Raw genomic sequence first — 22,903 nt, 5'->3', positions numbered from 1 at the left:
CCCATACGCCGGTCGACAAGCCCGGCATCGCCCTCCGCCTCAAAGCGTTCCGCCCAGCGCTGAAACGTCCTTACGCTGATCCCCAGAACCTCCGACGCCGCCTCCTGCGTCAGCTCCTTGGCCTCCGTCCGCTCCAGCAAATCTGAAAACCGCATCCGTCGTACACCCTCGTGAATGGATGCCGTGCCCATCGCGCCCCCTTGGTTCCGGGGCACCAAAAACACGACACTTCACGAGCTACAAACAGGCGACAGATCACGCGCTACTGACACCGGCGGACACCGCGACTTGACACGTCGGGCAAATCAGCGGTACTTTCTATTATCCCGAAATTGTGCAGACGGCCCTTGGCTTGCTCAGCTTCATCACCCGCGCAAGCGGGTGAACCAGTATTCCAGAGACCGCAGCGCGTGAGCCGAGAGGCCGCGGCGTACTGGATCGCCCCGGTCGGGCCGGGCGACGACGGCGGTGGACGAGGATGTCGCCTCGCATCTTCTCCGTAAGCGTAGCCCGGATGGAGCGTAGCGTAATCCGGGACGCATGCCCCCCCGCTTACGAAGCTAGTTCAGCAGGAACCCGCCATCGACGGTGACCACGGTGCCGGTCATGTAGCGCGAGGCGTTCGAGGCCAGCAGCATGATCGCGCCGTCGAGATCGGTCTCGGCACCGACCCGGCGCTGCGGAATCCGTTTTGCGAGACGTTCGCCTGCCGGCGTCGACCAGAAATCGTGGTTCATCTCGGTGTCGATATATCCCGGCGCCAGCGCGTTGACGCGGATGTTGTTGCCGGCGAGCTCAAGCGCCATCGCCTTGGTGCCCTGGATCATGCCGGCCTTGGAGATCGCATAGGGCGAGACTGATTTGAGCACGCCCTGTCCGAGCACGGAGGCGACGTTGATGATGTTGCCCGGCTGCTTGCGCAGGATCATCCGCCGCGAAAGCTCGGTCGCGAGGAAGTAAGCCCCCTTCAGATTGGCGTTGACCACGGCGTCCCAATCGGCCTCGGTCTGCTCGGTCGCGAGCTTCTCGATCGCGATGCCGGCATTGTTGATCAACACCGAGACCGGACCGAGCGCGGCTTCAGCGGTGTCGAGCGCCTTCGCGATGCCGGATATGTCCGCGACGTCCATCTGCACCGCGGCAGCGCGGCCGCCTTTGGCATTGATCTCCTCCGCGAGACTTTTCAGCTTCGCGGTCTGCCGCGCCGCCAGCACCACCGCAGCGCCATGCGCCGCCAGCACGCGGGCGAATTGCCGTCCAAGCCCCTGGGAGGCGCCGGTGACGAGGATGATTTCTTTACTGACATCGAATAGGTCGGACATCGACAGGCTCCCGGATTGCAGCGGACGAGTGATAGCGACAATTGTCCCTGATGTAAGCAGGTTTGATCAACCAGGGACGCTAAAGCGCGATGTGATTAGGTTGAATCGTCATCGCGCCTTAGCTCTTTGAGCATGATCTCATCGGAAAACCGCTTCGCACTTTTCCGGATCGTGCTTTAGGAGATTGGGGCAGGAATTCCTTATCCATGAACCTCTTCGACATCTTCGTGACGCTCGGGCTGCTGTTCGCGGTCGTCACCGGCTTCACGACCGGCCTGCTGCGCAGCGCGGTCACCATCCTGGCCTATCTCGTCGCGATGCCGCTTGCGGTCGCGGTGCTGGCGATGGTCGGGCCTCACATCGCAACGCTGCCGTCCTCGCCGCTTCCGCCCAATGGGGTGCTGCTGTTCGGTCTCTTCCTCCTGATCGGCGTCATCCTCGGAAAGATGGCGCGGACGATGCTCGACGACACTATGGGCTCGGAGATCGGGATCGGCGACCGGCTCGGCGGTGCGCTGCTCGGCGCGCTCAGGGTCGGCCTCGTCGTGACCACGCTGGTGCTGGTGTTCGATCAACTGGTGCCGCTCGCCAAACAGCCGCAATTCCTCAACGGATCGCAATTCCGGCCGTGGTTCTCCGCCGCCGGACAGGCCGGATTCCGCTCGCTGCCGCCCGAAGCCACCATGGCGATCGAGCGGCTGCGGCGCGAGCAGCGCATCTAACCCAACGGCTCATCCCCCAGTTCCTGCCCGGCATGCACTTATGCATTGCACCTCTCTTACCGGCGCCGCCGGGCTTGGCTAGACTGGCGCCAGCGAAACTTTAAAAACCTACCCGACATCACAGGGAGTGAACTCGTGGATCTTGGAATCAAAGGCCGCCGCGCCATCGTCTGCGCATCGAGCAAGGGACTGGGCCGCGCCTGCGCGATCGCGCTCGCCAATGAAGGGGTGCATGTCACGCTGACCGCGCGCGGCGCCGAGGCGCTGAAGCAGACCGCCGACGAGATCCGCAAGGCACACCCCGGCATCACCGTCACCGAGATCGTCGGCGACATCACGACCGCGGCAGGGCGCGAAGCCGTGCTCAAGGCCTGCCCCGAACCGGACATCCTGATCAACAATGCCGGCGGCCCGCCGCCCGGCGATTTTCGCAACTGGACCCGCGACGACTGGATCAAGGCGATCGACGCCAACATGCTGACGCCGATCGAGCTGATCAAGGCGACCGTCGACGGCATGATGGCGCGCAAGTTCGGCCGCATCGTCAACATCACCTCGGCCGCGGTGAAGGCGCCGATCGAGATCCTCGGCCTCTCCAACGGCGCCCGCGCCGGCCTCACCGGCTTCGTCGCCGGCCTGTCGCGCAAGACCGTGATCAACAACGTCACCATCAACGGCCTGCTGCCGGGCCCGTTCGAGACCGACCGCCTGCGCGGCACCGCAAAGCCCGAGGCCGAGAAGCGCGGCATCTCGGCCGAGCAGGTGCTGGCCGAGCGCGCCAAGCTGAACCCCGCGGGCCGCTTCGGCCATCCCGACGAATTCGGCTACGCTTGCGCCTTCCTGTGCGGCGCCAAGGCCGGCTTCATCACCGGGCAGAATCTGCTACTCGACGGCGGTGCCTTCCCGGGCACGCTCTAGTGCCGCCGCTCGAAAGGGGCGCTCGATGAGAGCCGTCTGGTACGAACGAACCGGTGCGGCGCCGGCGGTGCTTACCGTCGGCGAAATGCCGACACCCGACGCGGGCCCGGGCGAGGTCCGGGTTCGGCTCGAGGCATCCGGCGTCAATCCGGCCGATGTCGGCCGCCGCAGCGGCAACTATCGCGCGATGGAGTTTCCACGCGTGATCCCGAACAGCGACGGCGCCGGGATCATCGACCAGATCGGTCAAGGCGTGACGCGCTTTGCCCTCGGCGACCGCGTCTGGCTGTTCAACGGCCAGCGCAACGGCCGCGCCTTCGGCACCGCGGCCGAGTACATCACGCTCGCCGACTATCTGGTGACGCCGTTGCCGCCGGACGTGTCGTTCGCTGCGGGTGCGACGCTCGGCATCCCCTGCATGACGGCGTGGTGTGCGCTGTTTGCCGACGGACCGATCTCCGGCCAAACGGTGCTGGTCACCGGCGGCGCCGGCGCCGTCGGCCACTATGCCGTGCAGCTCGCCAAATGGGGCGGTGCGCGCGTGATCGCGACAGTGAGCTCAGAGGTCAAGGACGTCGAGGCCCGGCTCGCCGGCGCCGACACCGTCGTCAACTACCGCACCGAGGACGTCGTCTCCAAGGTGATGGCCTTCACCGAGAACCGGGGCGTCGACCGCGTGATCGACGTCGATTTCGGCGGCAACCTCGCCACCACGCTGAAGCTCATGGCGCAGAATTCCACGATCGCGGTCTACGCCAGCAATGGCAACCGCACCCCCGTGCTGCCGGTGCGCGAATTGATGGAGAAATGCATCACCGTGCGTTCGCTGGTGCTGTTCGCGCTGCCGCCGCCGCTGCTCGCCGCCGCGCAGGCCGACATCACCAAATGGCTGGAATCGGGCACCCGCGTGCACAACATCGCCGGCCAATTCGGGCTCGCCGAGACCGCCGATGCCCATCTCGCCGTCGAGAAAGGCGACAAGATCGGCACCGTGATCGTCGACTGCGCCCGATGATCTTCCCCCTCTCCCCGTTCTTACGGGTGAGGGCTGGGGTGAGGGGCTGTCACCGCGAAGGTGATAGCGAAGTATGCTGAAACTCCCCCTCACCCGTAATTCAAGCTTAGCTTGAATTACGACCTCTCCCCGCAAGCGGGGCGAGGAAAGGGGAACAGCACGCTTCGACTGCCTACTGAACCGGCGTGATGCGCGCGTCGCTCGGTGGTATGCCGAACTCGTCGAGCCCTTCGGCAACCAGATCGCCGAGCATCGGCTCGCCCAAGAGATAGCTTGCGGTACGTCCGTTGCGTCCGCGCGCGGCTTCGCGGCGGAGATCGGCCCATTCTTCGATCGTGCCGTCGCCGCGGCCGAGCCGCATCAGCGCGACGAGGTCGACCTGCTCGTCCTCGCTCAGCGCATCGATGAATCCCGATATCTCGCGCGCCACCGGATCGCTGCCGTTATCCTCCAGCACGTCGATCATCTCGTCGTCGGCCCCATTCGAGCCGGAGTCGGGATCGACGATCCCCTCCTTGACGTCGAATTCCCGCGCCTTCTCGATCAAGAAGCCAACCTTTTCAGGGGAGATTGTGAGTTCCGGCATTCGCGCACTCCTTCGATGCAACGAACAGTAACGCGGGAGGCGCCGACTCGATCCATTGCGCCGGCGCGCGGAAACAAGCATGGTCCGGTAAGAAACAAGAAACCGAGGGCACGCCGCATGCAATGGACGATCGGCAAGGTCAAGATCACAAAAGTCGTCGAGCTCGAGACCGTCGGCAGCACGCGCTTCATCCTGCCGCTGGCCGGACGGGAAGAGATCCAGAGCCTGCCCTGGCTGATCCCGCATTTCGCCAACGAGGATGGCCGGCTGAAAATGTCGATCCACTCGCTGCTGGTGGAAACGCCGGAGCACCGCATCATCGTCGACACCGGGCTCGGCAACGACAAGCAGGGTCGCAACGTGCCGACCTGGAACAACCGCAGCGATCCGTTCCTGGAGAAGCTGACCGCGGCCGGATTTGCGCCTGACGGCATCGATACCGTGCTGTGCACGCATCTGCATGTCGACCATGTCGGCTGGAACACGAAGCTCGTCGGCGGCAAATGGGTGCCGACCTTCGCCAATGCGCGTTACGTGTTCGGCCGGACCGAATTCGAGCACTGGCGCGACCATAGCGACGATGCCGCGCATGCCGCCGTGTTCGCCGACTCGGTGAAGCCGATCGCCGATGCCGGCAAGGCCGAGCTGGCGCCGAGCGACCATCGCCTGACCGAGGAGATCACACTGATCCCGACGCCGGGGCACAGCCCCGGCCACATGAGCATCCACATCAGGTCCGGCGGCGCGGAAGCACTGCTGACCGGCGACGTCGCGCATCATCCCTGCCAGATGTACCACCTCGACTGGTCGTCGACCGCAGACTCCGACCAGAAGCAGTCGGCCGCGACGCGGCGCGAATTGTTCTCGCGCTTCGCCGACACGCCGACGCTGGTGATCGGCGGGCATTTCAACGCCGGCCACATCAAGCGCGACGGCGACGCTTTCAGGTTCGTCGCGCTCGAGCCGTGAGCTGCTTTGATGGAGCATGATCTATCGGATCATGCCTGAGGCCGTGTACCCATCAACTTCTTCGTTTCGCGATCCGTTTCGCGCGCGAAGCGGCCGAGATCTATGTCTTGAAGGGCCGGGAGCCGACATGAGGTTATCGCGGCGGCGAACCTCTCGTCATTTTGGTGACAGGCAGCTTTGGCAACTCACATCCGCGAGCGCTTCGAATACAGCCGGGGTGCGCTCCAGGCGGGCAATCGTTCTCGCGCCTTCGAGAGCGGCTACCAACGCGGCTGCGGTAGAGGACGCGCGCGCGGGAGCGAAACCGCACCCTCTGAAATGCTCAGCGACGATCTCGGTCGAATCGACAAATCCGCGCGCTACCCGTTTGGTCAGCTCAGCGTCGAGCGCGGGCAGCTCATTCGCCAGATTTTGCATCAGACATCCGTACTGGAAATCCGAGGCGACCATTTCGGCCGCGAATGCGCTGAAAAGCTGCTGAACAAACTTCAGCGCATCGCCCGTCGTATTCGCCGAGATATTCCGCAGGACCGCAATTCTACCCGCGACATAATGATCGATTGCTTCTTCTGCGAGCTGTGCCTTGCCGCGTGGAAAGTGAAAGTAGAACGATCCTTTGGGCGCACCGCTTTCCTCAATGATCTGGGTCAATCCGGTCGCCGTGTAGCCCTGGATGCGAAACAGGCGTTCGGCCGTGGCAATCGCGCGAGCGCGGGCGTCAGTCTTACGTGGCATGCCGTGACCGTAACACCTTTCGCTTGACGCTACTATGGCGATCGACATAGTATGGTGATCGCCATAGTAGGAAACCGACGATGCCTCAATGCCCAGGTCAGGCGCCTGCACGCGGACGGTGCGCTCCTCATGAGTGATCCCGTCAGTTTTGAGCCATCGGCATCTCGACGAGCCGTCTTGGCGATGGGCGCGGCCGGCCTGGTCGCGGCTTCACTTCGGCCGGCCCGCGCAAAGCCCATAGGAGAAGTTGATTTGACCACATCGGCATATGGCGAGGGCACGCTTCCCAAGGCGGTTCGCTCGCGCATGATCCGCGGGGTCAATGGCCTCGATGTCCATATTCTCGAAGCCGGTTACGAAAGCCGCGGCCGGCCGCTCGCGCTGCTTCTGCACGGCTTTCCGGATTTGGCATATGGCTGGCGACACCTGCTTCCGCTACTTGCCGACGCCGGATACCACGTGGTGGCGCCCGACCAGCGGGGCTTCGGCCGCACCACCGGTTGGGTGAACAGCTATGACGCCCCGCTGGCATCGTTCAGCCTCCTGAACATGACGCGTGATGCCCTCGGACTGGTTTCGGCGTTGGGATATCGGCGCACGGCAATGCTCGTCGGGCACGACTTCGGCTCGCCCGTGGCGGCCTATTGTACGCTGGCGCGACCTGACGTCTTTCCCTCGGTGGTGCTGATGAGCGCACCGTTTCCCGGTGTGCCGGCGTTTCCGTTCGACATTGCGGACCGCGAGCCATCGTCGGTTCGACCGAACACTGACGATCAAACGTTAGCGGCCGCGCTGGCGGCGCTCGATCCGCCGAGACAGTATTATCAGCAATACCTGAGCACACGGGGGGCAAACGATGACATGTGGCACCCCCCTCAAGGCCTCCACGCGTTTCTTCGCGCATTCTTCCACGTCAAGAGCGCTGACTGGCCGGGCAACAAGCCGCATCCATTGAAGGCGCGAACTGCCACCGAACTTGCGCAAATGCCCACCTATTACGTGATGGATCTTGGCAAGGCGATGCCGCAGACCGTCGCTCCATTCCACCCTTCCGCGGCCGAGGTCTCGGCCTGCAAATGGCTCACCGAGCCGGAGCTTGGCGTGTACACGGAGGAGTATGGCCGCACCGGGTTTCAAGGCGCCCTGCAGGCTTATCGCGTCTTTTCCGATCCTGACCTGAACGCTGAGTTGCGCCTGCTTTCGGGCAGGACGATCGATGTCCCGTCGCTCTTCATCGGCGGGACAAGCGATTGGGGCACCTATGCGGCGCCGGGCGCGCTCGATCTGATGAGGACGAAGGCGGCGACGAGGATGGGCGACATCGCGCTGATCGACGGCGCCGGTCACTGGATCCAACAGGAGCAGCCGGTTCGGCTCGGTGCGCTGCTGCTCGCCTTCACCAAGAAAACCGGTGCGGCTGACCACATCAGCGATTTCGGACCTGGCGCGCGTTAGGCCTCGCGTCACCGTTCTTCGATCGGATCAAATAGCGTCGTCGGGTCGCAACGCGTGTCGACAGCTTGCCGTCAATCACCTCGCCTTGGTCCAGCTTGCGCTATGGTTGCGCGTTGATGAGTCCGCGCCCTAGATCAAGCTGGCGCGCGCGAGGAAGAGCGCGTCGGCCTCGCTGGCGGCGATCGCGGCCGGATAGGGCAACGCCTTGGCCCGTCCGGGAAGGTTGCGCTCGAGCTCGGCGCGCTCCTCCTCATCATCGGCGATGTAGACCGTGACCCGGATCAATCGGCCGAGCTCGGCCTTGTGCGCCTTCATCCACAGCACCATCGGCTTGCCGGCGGCGACATCCGGCTGATCGTTGACATTGACGATCACGGCAAACGGACGGTTCGCTGCAAGCAGCGCGGTGTATTCCGCGGTCCAGTCGCAGCCATCCTGCTCGGTCTGCAGGCGGCCGGTCGCGATGAAGATGCCGGGCTCGGCTTCGCGAAAGAATTTCATGGAAGCTTCCTCATGTGACGGCGCCGGACCGTGCTGATCGGTCGATCCGGCCGGCGGCGAGGCACAAATATCCATCGACTGACGGTCGGTCAATTCATCTAAGCTATTTCAAAGGCATTCTAAATATGCGATTCCGGAATCGGATATCGGGAGCGGATGGATGATCGGGAAGCGACAGGCGGGGACCACGCGCGGCACATCGCAGCATTGGCGACGCACGCGGCCCGCCGAGGTCAGGGTGGACGATTTGATGTCGGCGGCCGCAGCGCTGTTCATTGCGAAAGGCATCGAGGCCACCACGATCGACGACATCGTCACGCGGGCCGGCGTCGCCAAAGGCACCTTCTACCATTACTTCTCGACCAAGGCGGATGTGATCATTGCGCTGCGCGCGCGCTTCACGCAGGATTTCCTCTCTCGCGTTGCCGCCGCGATCGGCGAGCGCGCCGCGGACGACCACGCCGGGCGGCTGTCCGCCTGGCTGCGCGGCGCGGTCGGAACCTATCTTGCCAACGTCGAGCTGCATGACGTCGTGTTTCACGACTTCACGCATCATCAGCGCCAGTCGCAGGAAAAGGACGACGTGATCGCACAGGTCGTCGGCGTGCTGGAGGACGGCCGGACAGCCGGCGTCTGGGCATTCCCGAATGCCCGCAGCGCGGCGCTGATCGTGTTCGACGGCATGCATGCCGTGGTCGACGACGCGATCGCAGCGGGCATCCGCGATCCCGAGCCGCCGTGCCGCCTGCTGGAAGAGATGTTCACGCGGATGCTGGCCCCGCCGCATTCGCGATCATGACCGGCATTTGGAAAGAACCGGCGCACGGCGGCTACGCCGGCAGGTGATGGCTGCAATGCCTGCGGCGACAGGCGGTTGAATTTCCTCCCGCGCTGTTCCATGAAACGTGTCGAGGTATGCCAGTAACAATCCTCAAGACACCGTAGGGAGTGATCAACATGAAGCTTGTTCGTTATGGCGAAAAGGGTGCGGAAAAGCCCGGGCTGATCGATAAATCCGGCCAGCTCCGCGACCTGTCGGCCCATCTGAAGGACCTGACCGGCGACGCCTATTCGCCGGACTCGCTGAAGAAGCTTGCCGCCCTCGATCCCGCCTCCCTCCCCGCCGTCTCCGGCAAGCCGCGCTTCGGCGCCCCGGTCACCGGCATCTCGAAGTTCGTCGCGATCGGCCTCAACTATTCCGACCATGCCAAGGAAACCGGCGCCGCGATCCCGACTGAACCGATCATCTTCATGAAGGCCAACACCTCGCTGTCCGGCCCGAACGATGCGGTCGAGAAGCCGCGCGGCTCGACCAAGCTCGACTGGGAAGTCGAGATCGCCGCGATCATCGGCACCCGCGCCAAGTACGTCTCGGAAGCCGACGCGTTGAACCACGTCGCCGGTTATTGCGTCTGTAACGACGTCTCCGAGCGCAACTTCCAGACCGAGCGCCTCGGACAGTGGACCAAGGGCAAGTCGCACGACACGTTCGGTCCGGTCGGCCCGTGGCTCGTCACCAAGGATGAAATCGCCGACGTGCAGAACCTGTCGATGTGGCTCGACGTCAACGGCCAGCGCCGCCAGACCGGCTCGACCAAGACCATGATCTTCACGATGGCGAAGTGCATCTCCTACGTCTCGCAGTTCATGACGCTGCTGCCCGGTGACATCATCACCACAGGCACCCCGCCCGGCGTCGGCCTCGGCATGAAGCCGCCGACCTTCCTCAACGTCGGCGACGTCGTGACGCTCGGCATCGAAGGCCTCGGCGAGCAGCGCCAGGAGATCGTTGGGGCGTAAGGTCCGGCTAGTGCCCACTACCGTCATTGCGAGCAAAGCGAAGCAATCCATCTCTCCACAGCTGCGGATGAATGGATTGCTTCGTCGCTTCGCTCCTCGCAATGACGATCCAATTCGACAGCAGAGGGGCCTCACATGAAACTCACCTTCTCTCCCGCCTCCCCGTTCGCCCGCAAGGTACGCATCGCGGCGATCGAGCTCGGCCTGACTGACAAGATCGAGCTGGTACCGGCCAGCGTCGCGCCGGGCACGACCAATGACGAATATTCCAGGATCTCGCCGTTGAAGAAATTGCCGGTGCTGATCCTCGACCATGGCGACGTCATTTTGGATTCCTACGTCATCGTCGAATATCTCAACGAGATCGGCGGCGGCCGGCTGATTCCGGGCTACGGTCCGCGACGCTGGCAGCTGAAGACCGATCACTCGCTGCTCAACGGCATGCTCGATTCCATGCTGCTGTGCCGCTACGAGAAGATGGTGCGGCCGCAGGGCTCGCTGTGGCAGGCCTGGTACGACGATCACTGGAACCGGGCCTGGGCCGGCATGGCGCGGTTCGAGAACCGGCCGGACGTGCTGAACGGTTCATCGTTCGACATCGCGCAGATCGGCCTCGTCTGCGTGCTCGGCTACGCCGATCTCCGGTTCGCCGATTGCGGCTGGCGCAAGGCCTATCCGAAGCTCGACGCCTTCTACCAGAAGATGCTGGAGCGGCCGTCGGTGAAGATCTCGGCGCCGCCTGCGGCCTAGCAACGCAAAGCGTCCCCGCCATTCGATTTTCAGCGCGCGCCTGGTGCCCGCGCTGAACGCCTCCGATCTCGACTTTGTGATGATGATGACGGCAGCCCGGTACGGGCCGCCGGAGCAAGACCTTGCGGCGACGGATATCCTCGCCAACATCAGCATTCCCGCCATGCGCGCCGCGCACTGGCTTTTTACGCGGTCTCTTCACGCCAACCGCACTCCACTTCGCTCGCAAACGCCAACGTCAAGGAATCCCCATGAGTCTGAAATTTGCCGCCGGCGATCTCACCATTCATCGCATTGTCGAGGAAGAAGGGCTGTTCCTGCCTGCCCACGACATGCTGCCCGGATTGACGCCGGAGCTGCTCGCCGAGAACCGCGGCTGGATGAAGGCGGCCGGCGCACTCGATGACAGCGACACGCTGATCCTGGCGTTCCAGTCCTACGTCGTGAAGACGCCGCACCACACCATCCTGATCGACAGCTGCATCGGCAACGACAAGCCGCGACCGGGACGGCCGAGCTGGAACATGAAGACCGACGACAATTACCTGCGCGGCCTCGCCGCGGCGGGCTTCTCGGTCGGCGATATCGACTATGTGATGTGCACGCATCTGCACGTCGACCATGTCGGCTGGAACACGCGGCTGGAGAACGGCCGCTGGGCGCCGACCTTCCCGAACGCGCGTTACGTGTTCGACAAAGGCGAATTCGACTACTGGACGGAGACCAACGCCAAGGCCGAGGTCCCGCCCTTCGTCGACAGCGTGCTGCCCGTGGTCGAAGCCAAGCGGGCCGAGCTGGTCGGCAATGATTTCGCCATCGGCGACCATATGCGCGTGCTGCCGACACCCGGCCACACGCCAGGCCATGTCGCCTTCACCTTCGGCCGCGGCAAGGATGATGCGGTGTTTGCCGGCGATCTGATGCACTCGCCGATCCAGACGCTCTATCCGGAGCTGTCGCCGAAGTTCGACGTCGACCCGGCACTGGCCGCGAAGACGCGACGCAGCTTCCTGGAGCGCTATTGCGACACCGACACGCTGTGCTGCCCCGCGCACTTCCCCTCGCCGACCGTCGGCAAGATCAGGCGGAAGGGCAATGGGTTCGTGTGCGAGACCGTGAAGTAAAGGCTTGCTCGCTTCACCCTCCCTTGAGTGGGAGGGTGATCGTCCTCAATCGAACAGGCTCGGCGTGTGGTTCACGATCGCGCCTTCGATCTGCAGCATCTTCAGCTTGGTGACGACGCCGCCATTGGCCGAGAAGCCGCCCGGCTTGTTGCCGGCCGCCAGCACCCGGTGGCAGGGCACCACGATTGGGCATGGGTTGCGGCCGAGTGCCTGGCCGACGTCGCGCGACAGCTCGACGCCGCCGAGCTGCTTGGCGATGTCGCCATAGGTCATGGTCTTGCCCGGTGGAATCTTCCGCGCGATGTCGTAGACGCCGCGGTTGAACTCGGGCACGCCGTCGAGATCGAGCACGATGTCGGCGAGGTCGTTCGGCCTGCCGGCGAGCAGCTCGATCATGCCGTCGATCGCGTGCTGCACCTCGGCCGGCGGCGCCGCCTCGGTGACGTCGCCGTTGCGCTGGAAGATCCGCTTGCGGGTCTTCTCCTCGGTGCCCATCGGCAGCTGCACGGCGGTGACGCCGTGCTCGCCCCAGACGACGCCGCAGGCGCCGATCATGGTCTCGAAGATTGCAAAATGCTGGCCGCTCATGGCTCGCTCCATGTGTTCCTTCGGCTCACATGTTTGAGCCTGCTGTTGATCTGAAATCTAGACTTGGAGAATGTTGCTATCCACCCGAATTCCGTGGGAACTTCGGCCAAATCAACAACATCTCCTGCCCTCCGCGAGCCCCGAAATGCACAGCCTCCACGTCAACGGTTTCGACATGCCCTATCTCGATATCGGGGAGGGCCCGCCGCTGGTCTGCGTGCACGGCTCGCTGTGCGATTTCCGGATCTGGTCGGCGGTGCTCGGCCCGCTGACGCGGCGGCATCGCGTGATCGCGGTCAGCCTGCGGCATTTCTTCCCGGCGCATTGGGACGGCGTCGGCGACACCTATTCGATCGCGCAGCATGTCGACGACGTGATCGCCTTCATCGAGACATTCGACACCAGGCCGGTCGACCTGATGGGGCATTCCCGCGGTGGCCATATCTGCTTCCGTGTCGCGCAGCGGCGGCCGGACCTGTTGCGCAAGCTGATCCTGGCCGAGCCCGGCGGCGAGCTCGACGAGAGCCTCGATCCCGACTTCAAGCCGGGCCCCTCGCCGCTGGCCGCGCGCTTTGCGGCCTGTGCCGCGGAGATCGCCAAGGGCGACATCGACGGCGGCTTGCAGACCTTCATGGACGCGCTGGAAGGCCCCGGCGCCTGGAAGCGGATTCCAGCAACGTCCAAACAGCTCTTGCGCGACAACGCGACCACGCTGATCGGCCAGACCCGCGACCAGCGGCCGCCGTTCTCGAAGGCCGACGCCGAGGCGATCAAGACGCCGACGCTGTTCATCGGCGGCGCCAACACCAAGGGCGTGCTGCCCAAGGTGCTGCACGCGCTTGCCGCCAACGTGAAGGGCGCGCGCACCGAGATGATCCCGGGCACCACGCACCCGATGTTCGAGCAGGCCCCGCAGCGCTATTGCGAAATCGTGCTGGAGTTTCTGGCCGCGTAAAAAGTGCACCTCTCCCCTTGTGGGAGAGGTCAGATCGCATCGACAGATGCGATCCGGGTGAGGGGTGTGTTTCCGCGGAGGGAACCCCTCACCCGGCGCGATGCCGCTGCGCTTTATCGCGCCACCCTCTCCCACAAGGGGAGAGGGTGCATTGTGCGCGCGGCAAGAGATATTACACCTTCCAGACACCGACCGGCTGGCGCACGGCGACATTGAGCCGGTTCCAGACATTGATTGCGGCGATGCCGAGCACCAGGGACGCAAGCTGCTGCTCGTTGAAATGCTTCGCCGCCTCGTCCCATACCGCGTCCGTCACCGGATCCTCGCGGTCGCTGAGCCGGGTCACCGCTTCGGTCAGCGCCAGCGCGGCGCGCTCGGCTTCGGTGAAATACGGCGTGTCGCGCCAGGCGCCGACCGCGAACAGCCGTTCGTCGGTCTCGCCGGCGCGCTTCGCGAGCTTCGGGTGCATGTCGACACAGACGCTGCAGCCATTGATCTGGCTGGCGCGCAGATGCACCAGTTCGAGCAGCTTTTCCGGCAAAGCCTGCTTGGTGCTCTCGCTGAGCGCCTGCAGCGCCTTCATGGCATCGGGAACAACCATCACCGGGTGGTTCATGCGGGCTTTCATCATGTCACTCTCCTGATTTGGCTTTTGACGAAGCCGTGCCGATCTGTTGTCTGTTGTCACATCGGCCCACTTCCGTTCGTCATGGCCATGACGGAGCGAGCGAAGGGAATGTGACCGATGAACGAGAAAAATTCTGTCACCGAACAGTTCGAGGCCAACCGGCCACGCCTGCGGGCGGTGGCCTATCGCATGCTGGGCTCGACCGCCGACGTCGACGACGCCGTGCAGGAAACCTGGCTCAGGCTCGGCCGCACCGACGCTGCTGCGGTGGACAATCTCGGGGGATGGCTGACCACGGTGATCGCGCGGATCTGCCTCGACATGCTGCGCTCGCGCAAATCGCGCCGCGAGGAGCCGATGGGTGCGCACGTGCCGGAGCCGATCGCGGACAATCCGTCCGAGCGCGAGACCGAAATGGCCGACTCCGTCGGCGCCGCGCTGCTCGTGGTGCTGGAGACGCTGGCGCCGGCCGAGCGGCTGGCCTTCGTGCTGCACGATATGTTCGCGGTGCCGTTCGAGGAGATCGCGCCGATCGTCGGGCGCACACCGGCCGCCGCGCGGCAACTGGCGAGCCGCGCCCGGCGCCGCGTGCAGGGCGCGCCGCCCGCGCCGGATGCCGATCTCGGCCGGCAGCGCGGCATCGTCGAGGCTTTCCTCGCGGCATCCCGCAACGGCGATTTCGAAGGGCTGCTCGCGGTGCTCGCGCCCGACGTCGTGATGCGCGCCGATCAGGCCGCGCAGCGGCTCGGCTCGCTGCCGGTGATCCGCGGTGCAGTTGCGGTTGCCGAAAGCTTCAAGGGACGCGCGCAGGCGGCAAGGCCGGCGCTGGTCGACGGCGAGATCGGCGTTGCCGTCATTCTCGGCGGCGCACTGCGGGTCGTGCTGCGGGTCACGATCTCGGGCGACCGGATCGCGGCGATCGATGCGACCGCCGAGCCCGCAGCGATCGAAGCGCTCGATATCGAGGTGCTGGATCGCACCTGACGCGGCAAAGTTGCGATGCTAGTGTTCTCCTTGCGCTTACTGCTGGGAGGACAATCATGAAACTATCCGTCAAATTGCTCGCGTCGGCCGGCTTGCTCGCCCTCGCCTCGTCCCCCGCCTTTGCCGCCGCGGATGAAAAGCTGCGCGCTGCCGCCGAGCAAGCGCAGCCGGCGGTGATCGAGAGCCTGCACGACATGGTGCTGATCGAGTCGGGCTCTGGGGATGTCGAAGGCCTGAAGAAGATGGCCGACTATACCGAGGCGCGGCTGAAGGCGCTCGGCGCCAAGACCGAGCGGCGCAAGACCACCAAGGGCGCCGGCGCCGACATGGTGATCGGCACCTTCGAGGGCACCGGCAGCAGGAAGCTGATGCTGATCGCGCATATGGACACGGTCTATGAGCACGGCATCCTCGACAGCCAGCCCTACAAGGTCGACGGCAACAGGATCTACGGGCCCGGCATTGCCGACGACAAGGGCGGCATCGCCGTCATCCTGCATTCGCTGAAGATCCTGAACGATACGGGCTGGCGCGACTACGCCAAGCTGACCGTGTCGTTCAATCCGGATGAAGAGGTCGGCTCGATCGGCTCCGGCGAGATCATCTCCGAGCTCGCCGACCAGCACGATGTGGTGCTGTCCTGCGAGCCGACGGTGGCGCCGCCGGTGGCCAAGAATGAAAGCCTGCTGCTCGGCGCCAGCGGCACCGCGACCGGCACGCTGGACGTGAAGGGCAAGGCCTCGCATGCCGGCGCCGCGCCGCAGCTCGGCCGCAACGCGCTGCTCGAGCTCGCGCATCAATTGCTGCAGACCCAGGACGTCGCGAAATCCATTCCGGGCACACAGCTGAACTGGACCACCGCGAAGGCCGGCACCGTGCGCAATCAGATCCCCGATCATGCCTCTGCCGGCGCCGACATCCGCCTCACCGTTCCGGACGGCGTGCAGAAGCTGCAGGCGGCGCTCGACGAAAAGGTGAAAGACAGACTGATTCCCGACACCGAAGTGACTGTGAAGGTCACCGCAGGCCGTCCGCCTTTCGTAGCTGGTGATCGCGGCCGCGCGCTCGCCAAGCAGGGACAGGCGATCTACGCCGAGCTCGACCGCACACTCGATATTGCGGAAATGACCGGCGGCGCGACCGACGCCGGCTACGCCGCGCGCAGCGGCAAAGCGGTCGTGGTCGAAAGCTTCGGCCTCGCCGGCTGGGGCTATCACGCCCGCGACGAATACATCGACACCAACTCGATCGTGCCGCGGCTCTATCTGATGACGCGGATTCTGATGGAGCTGGGCAAGGCGAAGTAGCGGCGCGCGCGGCGGCGTCCGTTGAAGCAACATGCCAATCTTTTGCGCTGGTGCCCGCGGCCACTCCTCTCCCCAACCCTCCCCCGCGAGGGGGGAGGGAGCTCGACCCATTATGGTCACCTCACATTGAGTGGGTGAATTGTGCGCAGGAACGGCGCGAAAAGGATGTGAGGGGAGCACCGGCGGACGGGTTCCCTCCCCCCCCCTTGCGGGAGAGGTTGGGGAGAGGGGTATCGCTTGCTCCGCTCACCGATGAGACTGGTCGGTCATGGCAACGATCGCAGCGTCCGGCTGCAATGGGTAGAAACCAAATATATGCAAATGCTTATGGTCGCCGCAGATGCGGCGCTTGACCGTCCCTCCAACGCGCAGTAGGCTGCACCACCGAACACGGAATTCCGTATTCCAATTTGGACTGATGGCATGATTCCATTGGACCCCCTCCCGAACCTCATCGATCAGGTCTACGGGCGATTGCTCGAGGCGATCATCGACCGCACGCTGCTGCCCGGCCAGCGCATCACCCAGAACGAACTGGCCGATCGGCTCGGCGTCTCGCGCCAGCCGATCTCGCACGCGCTGCATTTGTTGCATCGGCAGGGCCTCGTCGCGGAGAGCGGCAAGCGCGGCTTCGAGGTGACGCAGCTCGATCCGCAGCGCATCCGCGAGCTTTATGAAGTGCGCGGCGCCATCGATGCGCTCGCGGCGCGGCTTGCCGCAACGCATGTGAAAGAGGATGCCGGGGCGCGCGCGCAGCTCGAGAGCGCGCTCGAAGCCGGACGCGCGATCGGCGGCGACGCCCAGCTGGCGCGCCTGATCGCACTCGACGTCGACTTCCATAGCGCGATCTATCGGCTGGCCGGTAATACCGCAATCGAGGAAATGATCGCGCCGCAATGGCCGCATATGCGCCGCTCGATGGCGACCGTGCTCGCCGAGCTCGATTATCGCGACAGCGCCTGGACCGAACACGAGACCATCGCCGCGCATATTTTCTCCGGCAACGCCTCAGCCGCCGAGGCCGCGGCGCTGGCGCATGCGCAGACAGCGGGACAGATGACCGAACAGAAGCTGAGGGCAATCGACGTGGCGGCGTGAGTAAACAAGCCCGACCATGACGAAGAGAGCACAGAAAAGAACAACAGGGAGGAAAGCACCATGAAACTGACCCAAGAGCAGGTCGAATTCTTCCATCGCGAAGGCTGGCTGTTCCTGCCCGAACTGTTCAGCCAGGAAGAGGTCGATTTCCTGGCGCGCGAGGCGGTTGCGATCTATGACGCCAACCGGCCCGAGGTGTGGCGCGAGAAGAGCGGTGCGCCGCGTACGGCGTTCGCCGCGCATCTCTACAACGAGGCGTTCGGAATTCTCGGTGCGCATCCGCGCATGATCGACCCCATCGAGCAGCTGTTCGGTGAGAAGGTCTACATGCATCAGTTCAAGATCAACGCCAAGGCAGCCTTCACCGGCGACGTCTGGCAGTGGCACCAGGATTACGGCACCTGGAAGCGCGACGACGGCATGCCGGAGCCGCGTGCTATGAACATCGCGATCTTCCTCGACGAGGTGATGCCGATCAATGGCCCGCTGATGCTGGTGCCGCAAAGCCAGACCGCCGGCGACCTCAAGGCCTCGCACGATCTCGAAACCACGTCCTACCCGCTGTGGACACTGGACGAGGAGACGGTGACCCGGCTCGTCAAGCAGGGCGGTATCGTCGCGCCGACCGGCAAGCCCGGCGGCATGCTGATGTTCCACGGCAATCTGGTGCACGGATCGAGCGGCAACATCACGCCCTACCCGCGCAAGATCGTCTATCTGACGCTGAACGCGGTCTCGAACTACATCCGCACCCCGACGCGGCCGGACTACATCGCGCACCGCGACTTCACGCCGATCCAGACCGTGGCCGACGACGCGCTGCTGCGGCTTGCCCGCGCACCAAAGCAGGCGGCGGAGTAAACCAACGGCTGTCATTCCGGGGCGACGCGAAGCGTCGAGCCCGGAATGACGACTTGGATTGGAAGATCAACATGAACCTGCATCACCTCCTCCAGACCCGCGCCGCCGCCGGCAAACCGGTCCGCGTCGTCCTGATCGGCGCCGGAAAGTTCGGCTCGATGTTCCTGTCGCAGGTGCCGCACACGCCGGGGCTCGAGGTGCCCGTGATCGTCGATCTCGACCGCGACCGTGCGCGCGAGGCGTGCCGCACCGTCGGCTGGGACGATGCGCGGATCGGCGCAACCACCTTCACCGATGACGGCGCTCGCGCGATCGCGGGCGGTGCGTTCGATGTCGTGGTCGAGGCCACAGGCAACCCCGCGGTCGGCATCCGCCATGCCCGCGCGGCGATCGCAGCCGGCAAGCATGTCGTGATGGTCAATGTCGAGGCCGACGTGCTGGCGGGGCCACTGCTCGCCGAAGAGGCGCGCAAGGCCGGCGTGGTCTATTCGCTCGCCTATGGCGACCAGCCGGCGCTGACTGCGGAGATGGTCGATTGGGCGCGCGCCACGGGCTTCCGCGTCGTCGCCGCCGGCAAAGGCACCAAATACCTGCCCGCCTATCACGACGTGACGCCGGAGGGCGTCTGGCAGCATTACGGGCTCACCGCGGGCGAAGCGCAATCCGCCGGCATGAACCCGCAGATGTTCAACTCCTTCCTCGACGGCACCAAATCCGCGATCGAGATGGCGGCGATCGCCAACGCCTGCACGCTCGACGTGCCGTCGGAGGGCCTGCTGTTTCCGCCCTGCGGCGTCGACGACCTGCCGCATGTGATGCGGCCGCGCGACAAAGGTGGGGTGCTGGAGAAATCCGGCATCGTCGAGGTGGTGTCGTCGCTGGAACGCGACGGCCGTCCGGTGTTTCGCGACCTGCGCTGGGGCGTCTATGTGGTGCTGGAGGCGCCGAACGATTATGCCACCGACTGCTTCAGGCAATACGGCCTCAAGACCGACTCATCCGGCCGCTATGCGGCGATGTACAAGCCGTATCATCTGATCGGGCTCGAGCTGAACATTTCCGTGCTCTCGGCGGCGCTGCGCAACGAGCCGACCGGGCAGCCGCGCGGCTTCCGCGGCGACGTCGCGGCGGTGGCCAAGCGCTACCTGCGCGCCGGCGAGATGCTCGACGGCGAAGGCGGCTACACGGTGTGGGGCAAACTGATGCCCGCCTCGGCCAGCCTTGCTGCCGGTGCGATGCCGATCGGGCTCGCGCATCGCGTCAAGCTGAAGAACGACGTCGCCCATGGCGCCGTGGTGCGCTGGAGCGATGTCGAGGTCGACGAGCGCAACGACACGATCAGGACGCGGAAGGCGATGGAAGCTGCGTTTTCGCAGTAGCTCCTTCCCTTTCACCTCGCCCCGTCCTTTACGGGAGAGGGAGAAGGTGGAGCGGCACCCGAACGACTACGGCAACAACCGGCTCGCCTTCGCCAGCCTGAACCATTTCCGGAACATCGCTTCCGTATCCATCATCTCGGTGAAGCCGGCTTGGTTGATCTTCACCGTCGAAACGATCGAGGGCGGACCTGACTCCGTCTGGCCATAGCGCATGCTGTAATCGGCATATTGGAACGAGAGGCCGACGAACTCTTCCAGGCCCGGCGCGATCAGATCGTGCTTGCTGCGCAATTCGTCCCACAGCGGGATCCATTTGGGATACTCCTGCGCCAGCGACAGCGGCACATGACGGCCCGGCGTCATCTCGAGCGCATCCGCGACGGCGGGCCAGATATTTTCCCAGGTGAAGACGTCGCCATTGGTGACGTTGAACGCTTCATTGCGCGCGGTCCGGGCCTCGCCCGACCAGGCGATCGCGCGCGCCAGGAGATCGACGTCGACCGCCTGCGCGACGCGCGGCGCGCCGCCGGGATAATCCAGCGACCTGCCTTGTTCGCGCAGAACAGCCGCATAGACGCCGAGCGGCGGGATCAGATCCATCGCACCGCGCATCGCTTCGCCGATGATCAGCACCGGGCGCAGGATGGTCCAGTGCCAGCTCTTGCCGCGTTGCAGCCCGCGCAGAAAGTTCTCCTGCGCCCAATAGAAGTTCGGCTGCTCGTACATCTCCGAACGACCCTCGCGCGCCGGCACCGTGAGCGGCCGGACGTGCACGCCATAGGCCTTGGTGCCTTGCAACAGCGCGACGTGCTTGAGGTCGGGCGCGACGGGTTCGAGCACGCCCATCAGGTTGCGCAGCATCCGGTCGTTGGTTTCGATCTGCCCGGCATCGCGCCAGCCATCGACCAGGCTGGGCGCCTCGAACAACGCGGCATAGATCAGGTGCGTTGCGCCGGCGAGCTCGGTCGCGGCACGGCGGCAATCCTCGGCATTGGTCAGATCGATCGGCACGTGCCGCGCGCCATAGAGTTCGCGCGGCTTGCGGCGTGACAGCGCGATGCGCTCGCAATCATCCGCTGCGCCGAAGTGTCGCAAGGCGGCACTGCCCACGAGGCCGGTTGCGCCGGCGACCACGATTTTCTTGTTGGCCATGTCCCTGAACTCCCATCAACTCACCTGCCGTCGTAGCAGATCACGGCAAGGCCGACAGGTATCAGATAAGACCGACAGCGCCGATTTCCTTTCGCAGCTGCAACGAAGGCAGCCGCTTGATTTCCCCAGGCAAACGATCATCCTGACCGATGGAACCGGACGCCCGGAATTCCACACACAAGAGCCCATCGAGGGCCACCGGACACATTCACCACAGCAACGTCGATCGATCGGCGAAGAAAGACGGCACCAAGATCGTTCCCCTTGTCGAGGCATCGGCACACAGGAGGGAATTGCATGAAGCGTCGTGATTTCTTGAAGGCAGGCGGCGTTGGGCTGGCTGCGACGGCGGTGGCTGCGCCCGCGGTCGCACAATCGATGCCCGAGGTCAGGTGGCGGCTCGCGGCGAGCTGGCCGAAGGCTCTCGACACGCTCTACGGCGGCTGCGAATTCTTCTGCAAGCGTGTCGCCGAAATCACCGACAACCGTTTCCAGATCCAGTCCTTCGCCGCCGGCGAGATCGTGCCGGGCCTGCAGGTGCTCGACGCGGTCTCCAACGGCACGGTCGAGATGGGCAACACCGCGCTGTATTATTACTGGGGCAAGAACCCGGCCTTCACCTTCGGCACCTCGCTGCCGTTCGGCCTCAACACGCGCCAGCACATTTCCTGGCTGCAATGGGGCGGCGGCAGCGAGCTGATCAACAACCTGCTCGGCGAATACAACTGCGTCGGGATCCCGACCGGCTCGACCGGCGCCCAGATGGGCGGCTGGTTCCGGAAGGAGATCAAGTCGATGGCGGATTTGCAGGGGCTGAAATTCCGCGTCGGCGGCTTCGCCGGCACCATCATCGCCAAGGTCGGCGGCGTGCCGCAGCAGATCGCCGGCGGCGACATCTATCCGGCGCTGGAGAAAGGCACCATCGACGCCGCCGAATGGGTCGGGCCGTATGACGACGAGAAGCTCGGCTTCGTCAAGGTCGCGAAGTTCTACTACTACCCCGGCTGGTGGGAAGGCACCGGCCAAGGCCACAACGTGATGAACAAGGACAAGTGGAATGCGCTGCCGAAGCATTATCAGGCCGCGATCCAGGCCGCGTCCGAAGACACCTTCACCTGGGTCACCGGAAAATATGATGCGGTGAACCCGCCGGCGCTGAAGCGCCTGATCGTGGCCGGCGCGCAGCTGCGGCCGTTCCCGCAGGAAGTGCTGGAGGCCTGCTACAACGCGGCCAACGAGATCTACGCCGATCTCACCAAGAGCAATCCGCATTTCGGCAAGATGTATGCGAGCCTCGCCGCCTATCGCAACGAATCGCTGGCCTGGATGCAGGTCGCCGAACTTTCGTTCGACAGCTTCATGATGCGGATGCGCACGCGCACCTGAGCCGGCACCGGATCAGGCACAAAAAAGCCCCGGAGGAATTCTCCGGGGCTCATTTTTTGGTTCGGCTTTGATTCGGATCTCAGCTCAGTTGTCGTCGCTGCCGCCGAACTCTTCCATCAGCTTGTCGTAGCTCTTGGTCACGAGATCGATATTGCCCTTGTTCTCGACCGCGGGCGGCGGCGATTTCAGCGCTTCGTTGAGGTCAGCGAGCGCGTCCTTCTTGTCCTTGGCCGACATTTTCTTGTCGGCCTGGACCTGGGCGATCTGCGCCTTCACGACGGCCTCGGGACCGACATACTTCTTGGTCTGCGGGTCGAAGCCGCCGAGCACCAGCGAAATGTTGTCGACGACGTTGTTGTACTCGTCATAGCTGGCGAAGCCGTTCTTCTTGGCGATGGCCTCGAGCTGGGCAACGATCTTCGGATCCGGCTTGGCGTCCTGCGAGAGCTTGGCGGTGATCGGATCCATTTCCTTGGCCGCAGCGATCGCACCCTCGACCTGCTTGTCGGTCAGCGCGATCTGCTTGATCGGCGGCGCCTGGTCCTGCGCCGGAGGAGCGGCCTGCGCGGGTGCCGGCGCCATCTGCTGCTTGGCCTGCGCGAACGCGCCGCTGTTCGACGCTGCAGTCACGGCGATCGCAAGACAAGCGACGCCGAGCGCAGCAGTTA

General features: G+C 64.6%; 25 protein-coding genes (1 of these 25 only partly in view). 16 read left to right on the top strand and 9 right to left on the bottom strand.

All coding sequences use genetic code 11. From position 1 onward, the window contains the following. Positions 1-191 (bottom strand): helix-turn-helix domain-containing protein (locus AKN83_RS38510; RefSeq protein WP_157113547.1); only part of this gene is annotated, 191 nt, incomplete at its 3' end. A gap of 369 nt (positions 192-560) precedes the next feature. Next, positions 561-1,322 (bottom strand): SDR family NAD(P)-dependent oxidoreductase, encoded by a 762-nt coding sequence (locus AKN83_RS25585; protein ID WP_050404987.1) that lies wholly within the window; start codon positions 1,320-1,322, stop codon positions 561-563. A gap of 206 nt (positions 1,323-1,528) precedes the next feature. Here AKN83_RS25585 and AKN83_RS25580 point away from each other — a divergent pair, with 206 nt between their 5' ends. The 3 genes from AKN83_RS25580 (at position 1,529) to AKN83_RS25570 (ending at position 3,977) form a co-directional block, all read left to right on the top strand. Then, positions 1,529-2,044: a CvpA family protein gene (locus AKN83_RS25580; protein WP_050404988.1), complete on the top strand. Its 516-nt coding sequence runs from the start codon at positions 1,529-1,531 to the stop codon at positions 2,042-2,044. A gap of 135 nt (positions 2,045-2,179) precedes the next feature. After that, a complete protein-coding gene (locus AKN83_RS25575; RefSeq protein WP_050404989.1) occupies positions 2,180-2,962 on the top strand; it encodes an SDR family oxidoreductase in 783 nt (260 codons plus the stop codon). 25 nt (positions 2,963-2,987) lie between these two features. Continuing rightward, a complete protein-coding gene (locus tag AKN83_RS25570; RefSeq protein WP_050404990.1) occupies positions 2,988-3,977 on the top strand; it encodes an NADPH:quinone reductase in 990 nt (329 codons plus the stop codon). A gap of 172 nt (positions 3,978-4,149) precedes the next feature. Here AKN83_RS25570 and AKN83_RS25565 read toward each other — a convergent pair whose 3' ends face one another. Further along, positions 4,150-4,563, bottom strand: a complete 414-nt coding sequence (locus tag AKN83_RS25565) for a DUF3775 domain-containing protein (RefSeq protein ID WP_050404991.1) — start codon at positions 4,561-4,563, stop codon at positions 4,150-4,152. A 117-nt stretch (positions 4,564-4,680) separates the two neighbouring features. Between AKN83_RS25565 and AKN83_RS25560 the strand changes: the two genes are divergently transcribed. Continuing rightward, entirely contained in the window at positions 4,681-5,532 is an 852-nt protein-coding gene (locus AKN83_RS25560; protein WP_050404992.1) for an MBL fold metallo-hydrolase, read from the top strand. A gap of 156 nt (positions 5,533-5,688) precedes the next feature. On the opposite strand, the gene AKN83_RS25555 is transcribed toward AKN83_RS25560, so the two are convergent. Further along, positions 5,689-6,267, bottom strand: coding sequence for a TetR/AcrR family transcriptional regulator (locus AKN83_RS25555; RefSeq protein WP_050404993.1), 579 nt, complete (start codon positions 6,265-6,267; stop codon positions 5,689-5,691). 252 nt (positions 6,268-6,519) lie between these two features. Between AKN83_RS25555 and AKN83_RS25550 the strand changes: the two genes are divergently transcribed. Continuing rightward, positions 6,520-7,722 (top strand): alpha/beta fold hydrolase, encoded by a 1,203-nt coding sequence (locus tag AKN83_RS25550; RefSeq protein ID WP_244522087.1) that lies wholly within the window; start codon positions 6,520-6,522, stop codon positions 7,720-7,722. Positions 7,723-7,851: 129 nt separating this feature from the next. Here the strand turns inward: AKN83_RS25550 and AKN83_RS25545 are convergent, their stop codons facing one another. After that, positions 7,852-8,223, bottom strand: a complete 372-nt coding sequence (locus tag AKN83_RS25545; protein WP_050405031.1) for a hypothetical protein — start codon at positions 8,221-8,223, stop codon at positions 7,852-7,854. Between the two features lie 160 nt (positions 8,224-8,383). Here AKN83_RS25545 and AKN83_RS25540 point away from each other — a divergent pair, with 160 nt between their 5' ends. From AKN83_RS25540 to AKN83_RS25525, 4 genes are all read left to right on the top strand, one after another. Then, entirely contained in the window at positions 8,384-9,022 is a 639-nt protein-coding gene (locus AKN83_RS25540) for a TetR/AcrR family transcriptional regulator (protein ID WP_050404994.1), read from the top strand. 158 nt (positions 9,023-9,180) lie between these two features. Continuing rightward, positions 9,181-10,023, top strand: coding sequence for a fumarylacetoacetate hydrolase family protein (locus AKN83_RS25535; RefSeq protein WP_050405032.1), 843 nt, complete (start codon positions 9,181-9,183; stop codon positions 10,021-10,023). 135 nt (positions 10,024-10,158) lie between these two features. Next, positions 10,159-10,773 (top strand): glutathione S-transferase family protein, encoded by a 615-nt coding sequence (locus AKN83_RS25530; protein WP_050404995.1) that lies wholly within the window; start codon positions 10,159-10,161, stop codon positions 10,771-10,773. Between the two features lie 251 nt (positions 10,774-11,024). Beyond that, positions 11,025-11,897: an MBL fold metallo-hydrolase gene (locus AKN83_RS25525; protein WP_050404996.1), complete on the top strand. Its 873-nt coding sequence runs from the start codon at positions 11,025-11,027 to the stop codon at positions 11,895-11,897. A gap of 45 nt (positions 11,898-11,942) precedes the next feature. Here AKN83_RS25525 and AKN83_RS25520 read toward each other — a convergent pair whose 3' ends face one another. Further along, positions 11,943-12,485, bottom strand: coding sequence for a methylated-DNA--[protein]-cysteine S-methyltransferase (locus tag AKN83_RS25520; protein ID WP_050404997.1), 543 nt, complete (start codon positions 12,483-12,485; stop codon positions 11,943-11,945). A gap of 145 nt (positions 12,486-12,630) precedes the next feature. On the opposite strand from AKN83_RS25520, the gene AKN83_RS25515 reads away from it, so the two are divergent. Continuing rightward, positions 12,631-13,440: an alpha/beta fold hydrolase gene (locus AKN83_RS25515; protein WP_050404998.1), complete on the top strand. Its 810-nt coding sequence runs from the start codon at positions 12,631-12,633 to the stop codon at positions 13,438-13,440. Positions 13,441-13,612: 172 nt separating this feature from the next. On the opposite strand, the gene AKN83_RS25510 is transcribed toward AKN83_RS25515, so the two are convergent. After that, a complete protein-coding gene (locus AKN83_RS25510; protein ID WP_050405033.1) occupies positions 13,613-14,068 on the bottom strand; it encodes a carboxymuconolactone decarboxylase family protein in 456 nt (151 codons plus the stop codon). Positions 14,069-14,185: 117 nt separating this feature from the next. On the opposite strand from AKN83_RS25510, the gene AKN83_RS25505 reads away from it, so the two are divergent. The 5 genes from AKN83_RS25505 (at position 14,186) to AKN83_RS25485 (ending at position 19,697) form a co-directional block, all read left to right on the top strand. Further along, positions 14,186-15,052 carry a sigma-70 family RNA polymerase sigma factor gene (locus tag AKN83_RS25505; protein WP_063695515.1) on the top strand — a complete coding sequence of 289 codons (867 nt, stop codon included), beginning with the start codon at positions 14,186-14,188 and terminating at the stop codon, positions 15,050-15,052. A gap of 56 nt (positions 15,053-15,108) precedes the next feature. After that, positions 15,109-16,359 carry a M20/M25/M40 family metallo-hydrolase gene (locus tag AKN83_RS25500; RefSeq protein WP_050404999.1) on the top strand — a complete coding sequence of 417 codons (1,251 nt, stop codon included), beginning with the start codon at positions 15,109-15,111 and terminating at the stop codon, positions 16,357-16,359. Positions 16,360-16,782: 423 nt separating this feature from the next. After that, positions 16,783-17,457 (top strand): GntR family transcriptional regulator, encoded by a 675-nt coding sequence (locus AKN83_RS25495; protein WP_050405000.1) that lies wholly within the window; start codon positions 16,783-16,785, stop codon positions 17,455-17,457. Positions 17,458-17,517: 60 nt separating this feature from the next. After that, complete coding sequence (locus AKN83_RS25490) at positions 17,518-18,318, top strand: phytanoyl-CoA dioxygenase family protein (protein ID WP_050405001.1); 801 nt, start codon at positions 17,518-17,520, stop codon at positions 18,316-18,318. A gap of 71 nt (positions 18,319-18,389) precedes the next feature. Further along, positions 18,390-19,697, top strand: coding sequence for an NAD(P)H-dependent oxidoreductase (locus AKN83_RS25485; protein ID WP_050405034.1), 1,308 nt, complete (start codon positions 18,390-18,392; stop codon positions 19,695-19,697). A gap of 66 nt (positions 19,698-19,763) precedes the next feature. On the opposite strand, the gene AKN83_RS25480 is transcribed toward AKN83_RS25485, so the two are convergent. Continuing rightward, positions 19,764-20,849 carry an NAD-dependent epimerase/dehydratase family protein gene (locus AKN83_RS25480; RefSeq protein WP_050405002.1) on the bottom strand — a complete coding sequence of 362 codons (1,086 nt, stop codon included), beginning with the start codon at positions 20,847-20,849 and terminating at the stop codon, positions 19,764-19,766. Between the two features lie 297 nt (positions 20,850-21,146). Here AKN83_RS25480 and AKN83_RS25475 point away from each other — a divergent pair, with 297 nt between their 5' ends. Then, positions 21,147-22,235, top strand: coding sequence for a TRAP transporter substrate-binding protein (locus tag AKN83_RS25475; protein WP_050405003.1), 1,089 nt, complete (start codon positions 21,147-21,149; stop codon positions 22,233-22,235). An 84-nt stretch (positions 22,236-22,319) separates the two neighbouring features. On the opposite strand, the gene AKN83_RS25470 is transcribed toward AKN83_RS25475, so the two are convergent. Continuing rightward, positions 22,320-22,903: the 3' portion of a hypothetical protein gene (locus tag AKN83_RS25470; RefSeq protein ID WP_050405004.1), read on the bottom strand. It continues 22 nt past the right edge of the window; the window shows 584 of its 606 coding nt (coding positions 23-606); its start codon lies off the right edge, out of view; the stop codon is at positions 22,320-22,322.

Origin of the sequence: Bradyrhizobium embrapense, assembly GCF_001189235.2 — a bacterium.
Lineage (GTDB): Bacteria > Pseudomonadota > Alphaproteobacteria > Rhizobiales > Xanthobacteraceae > Bradyrhizobium > Bradyrhizobium embrapense.
This window is presented reverse-complemented; position numbering and strand designations above follow the sequence as displayed.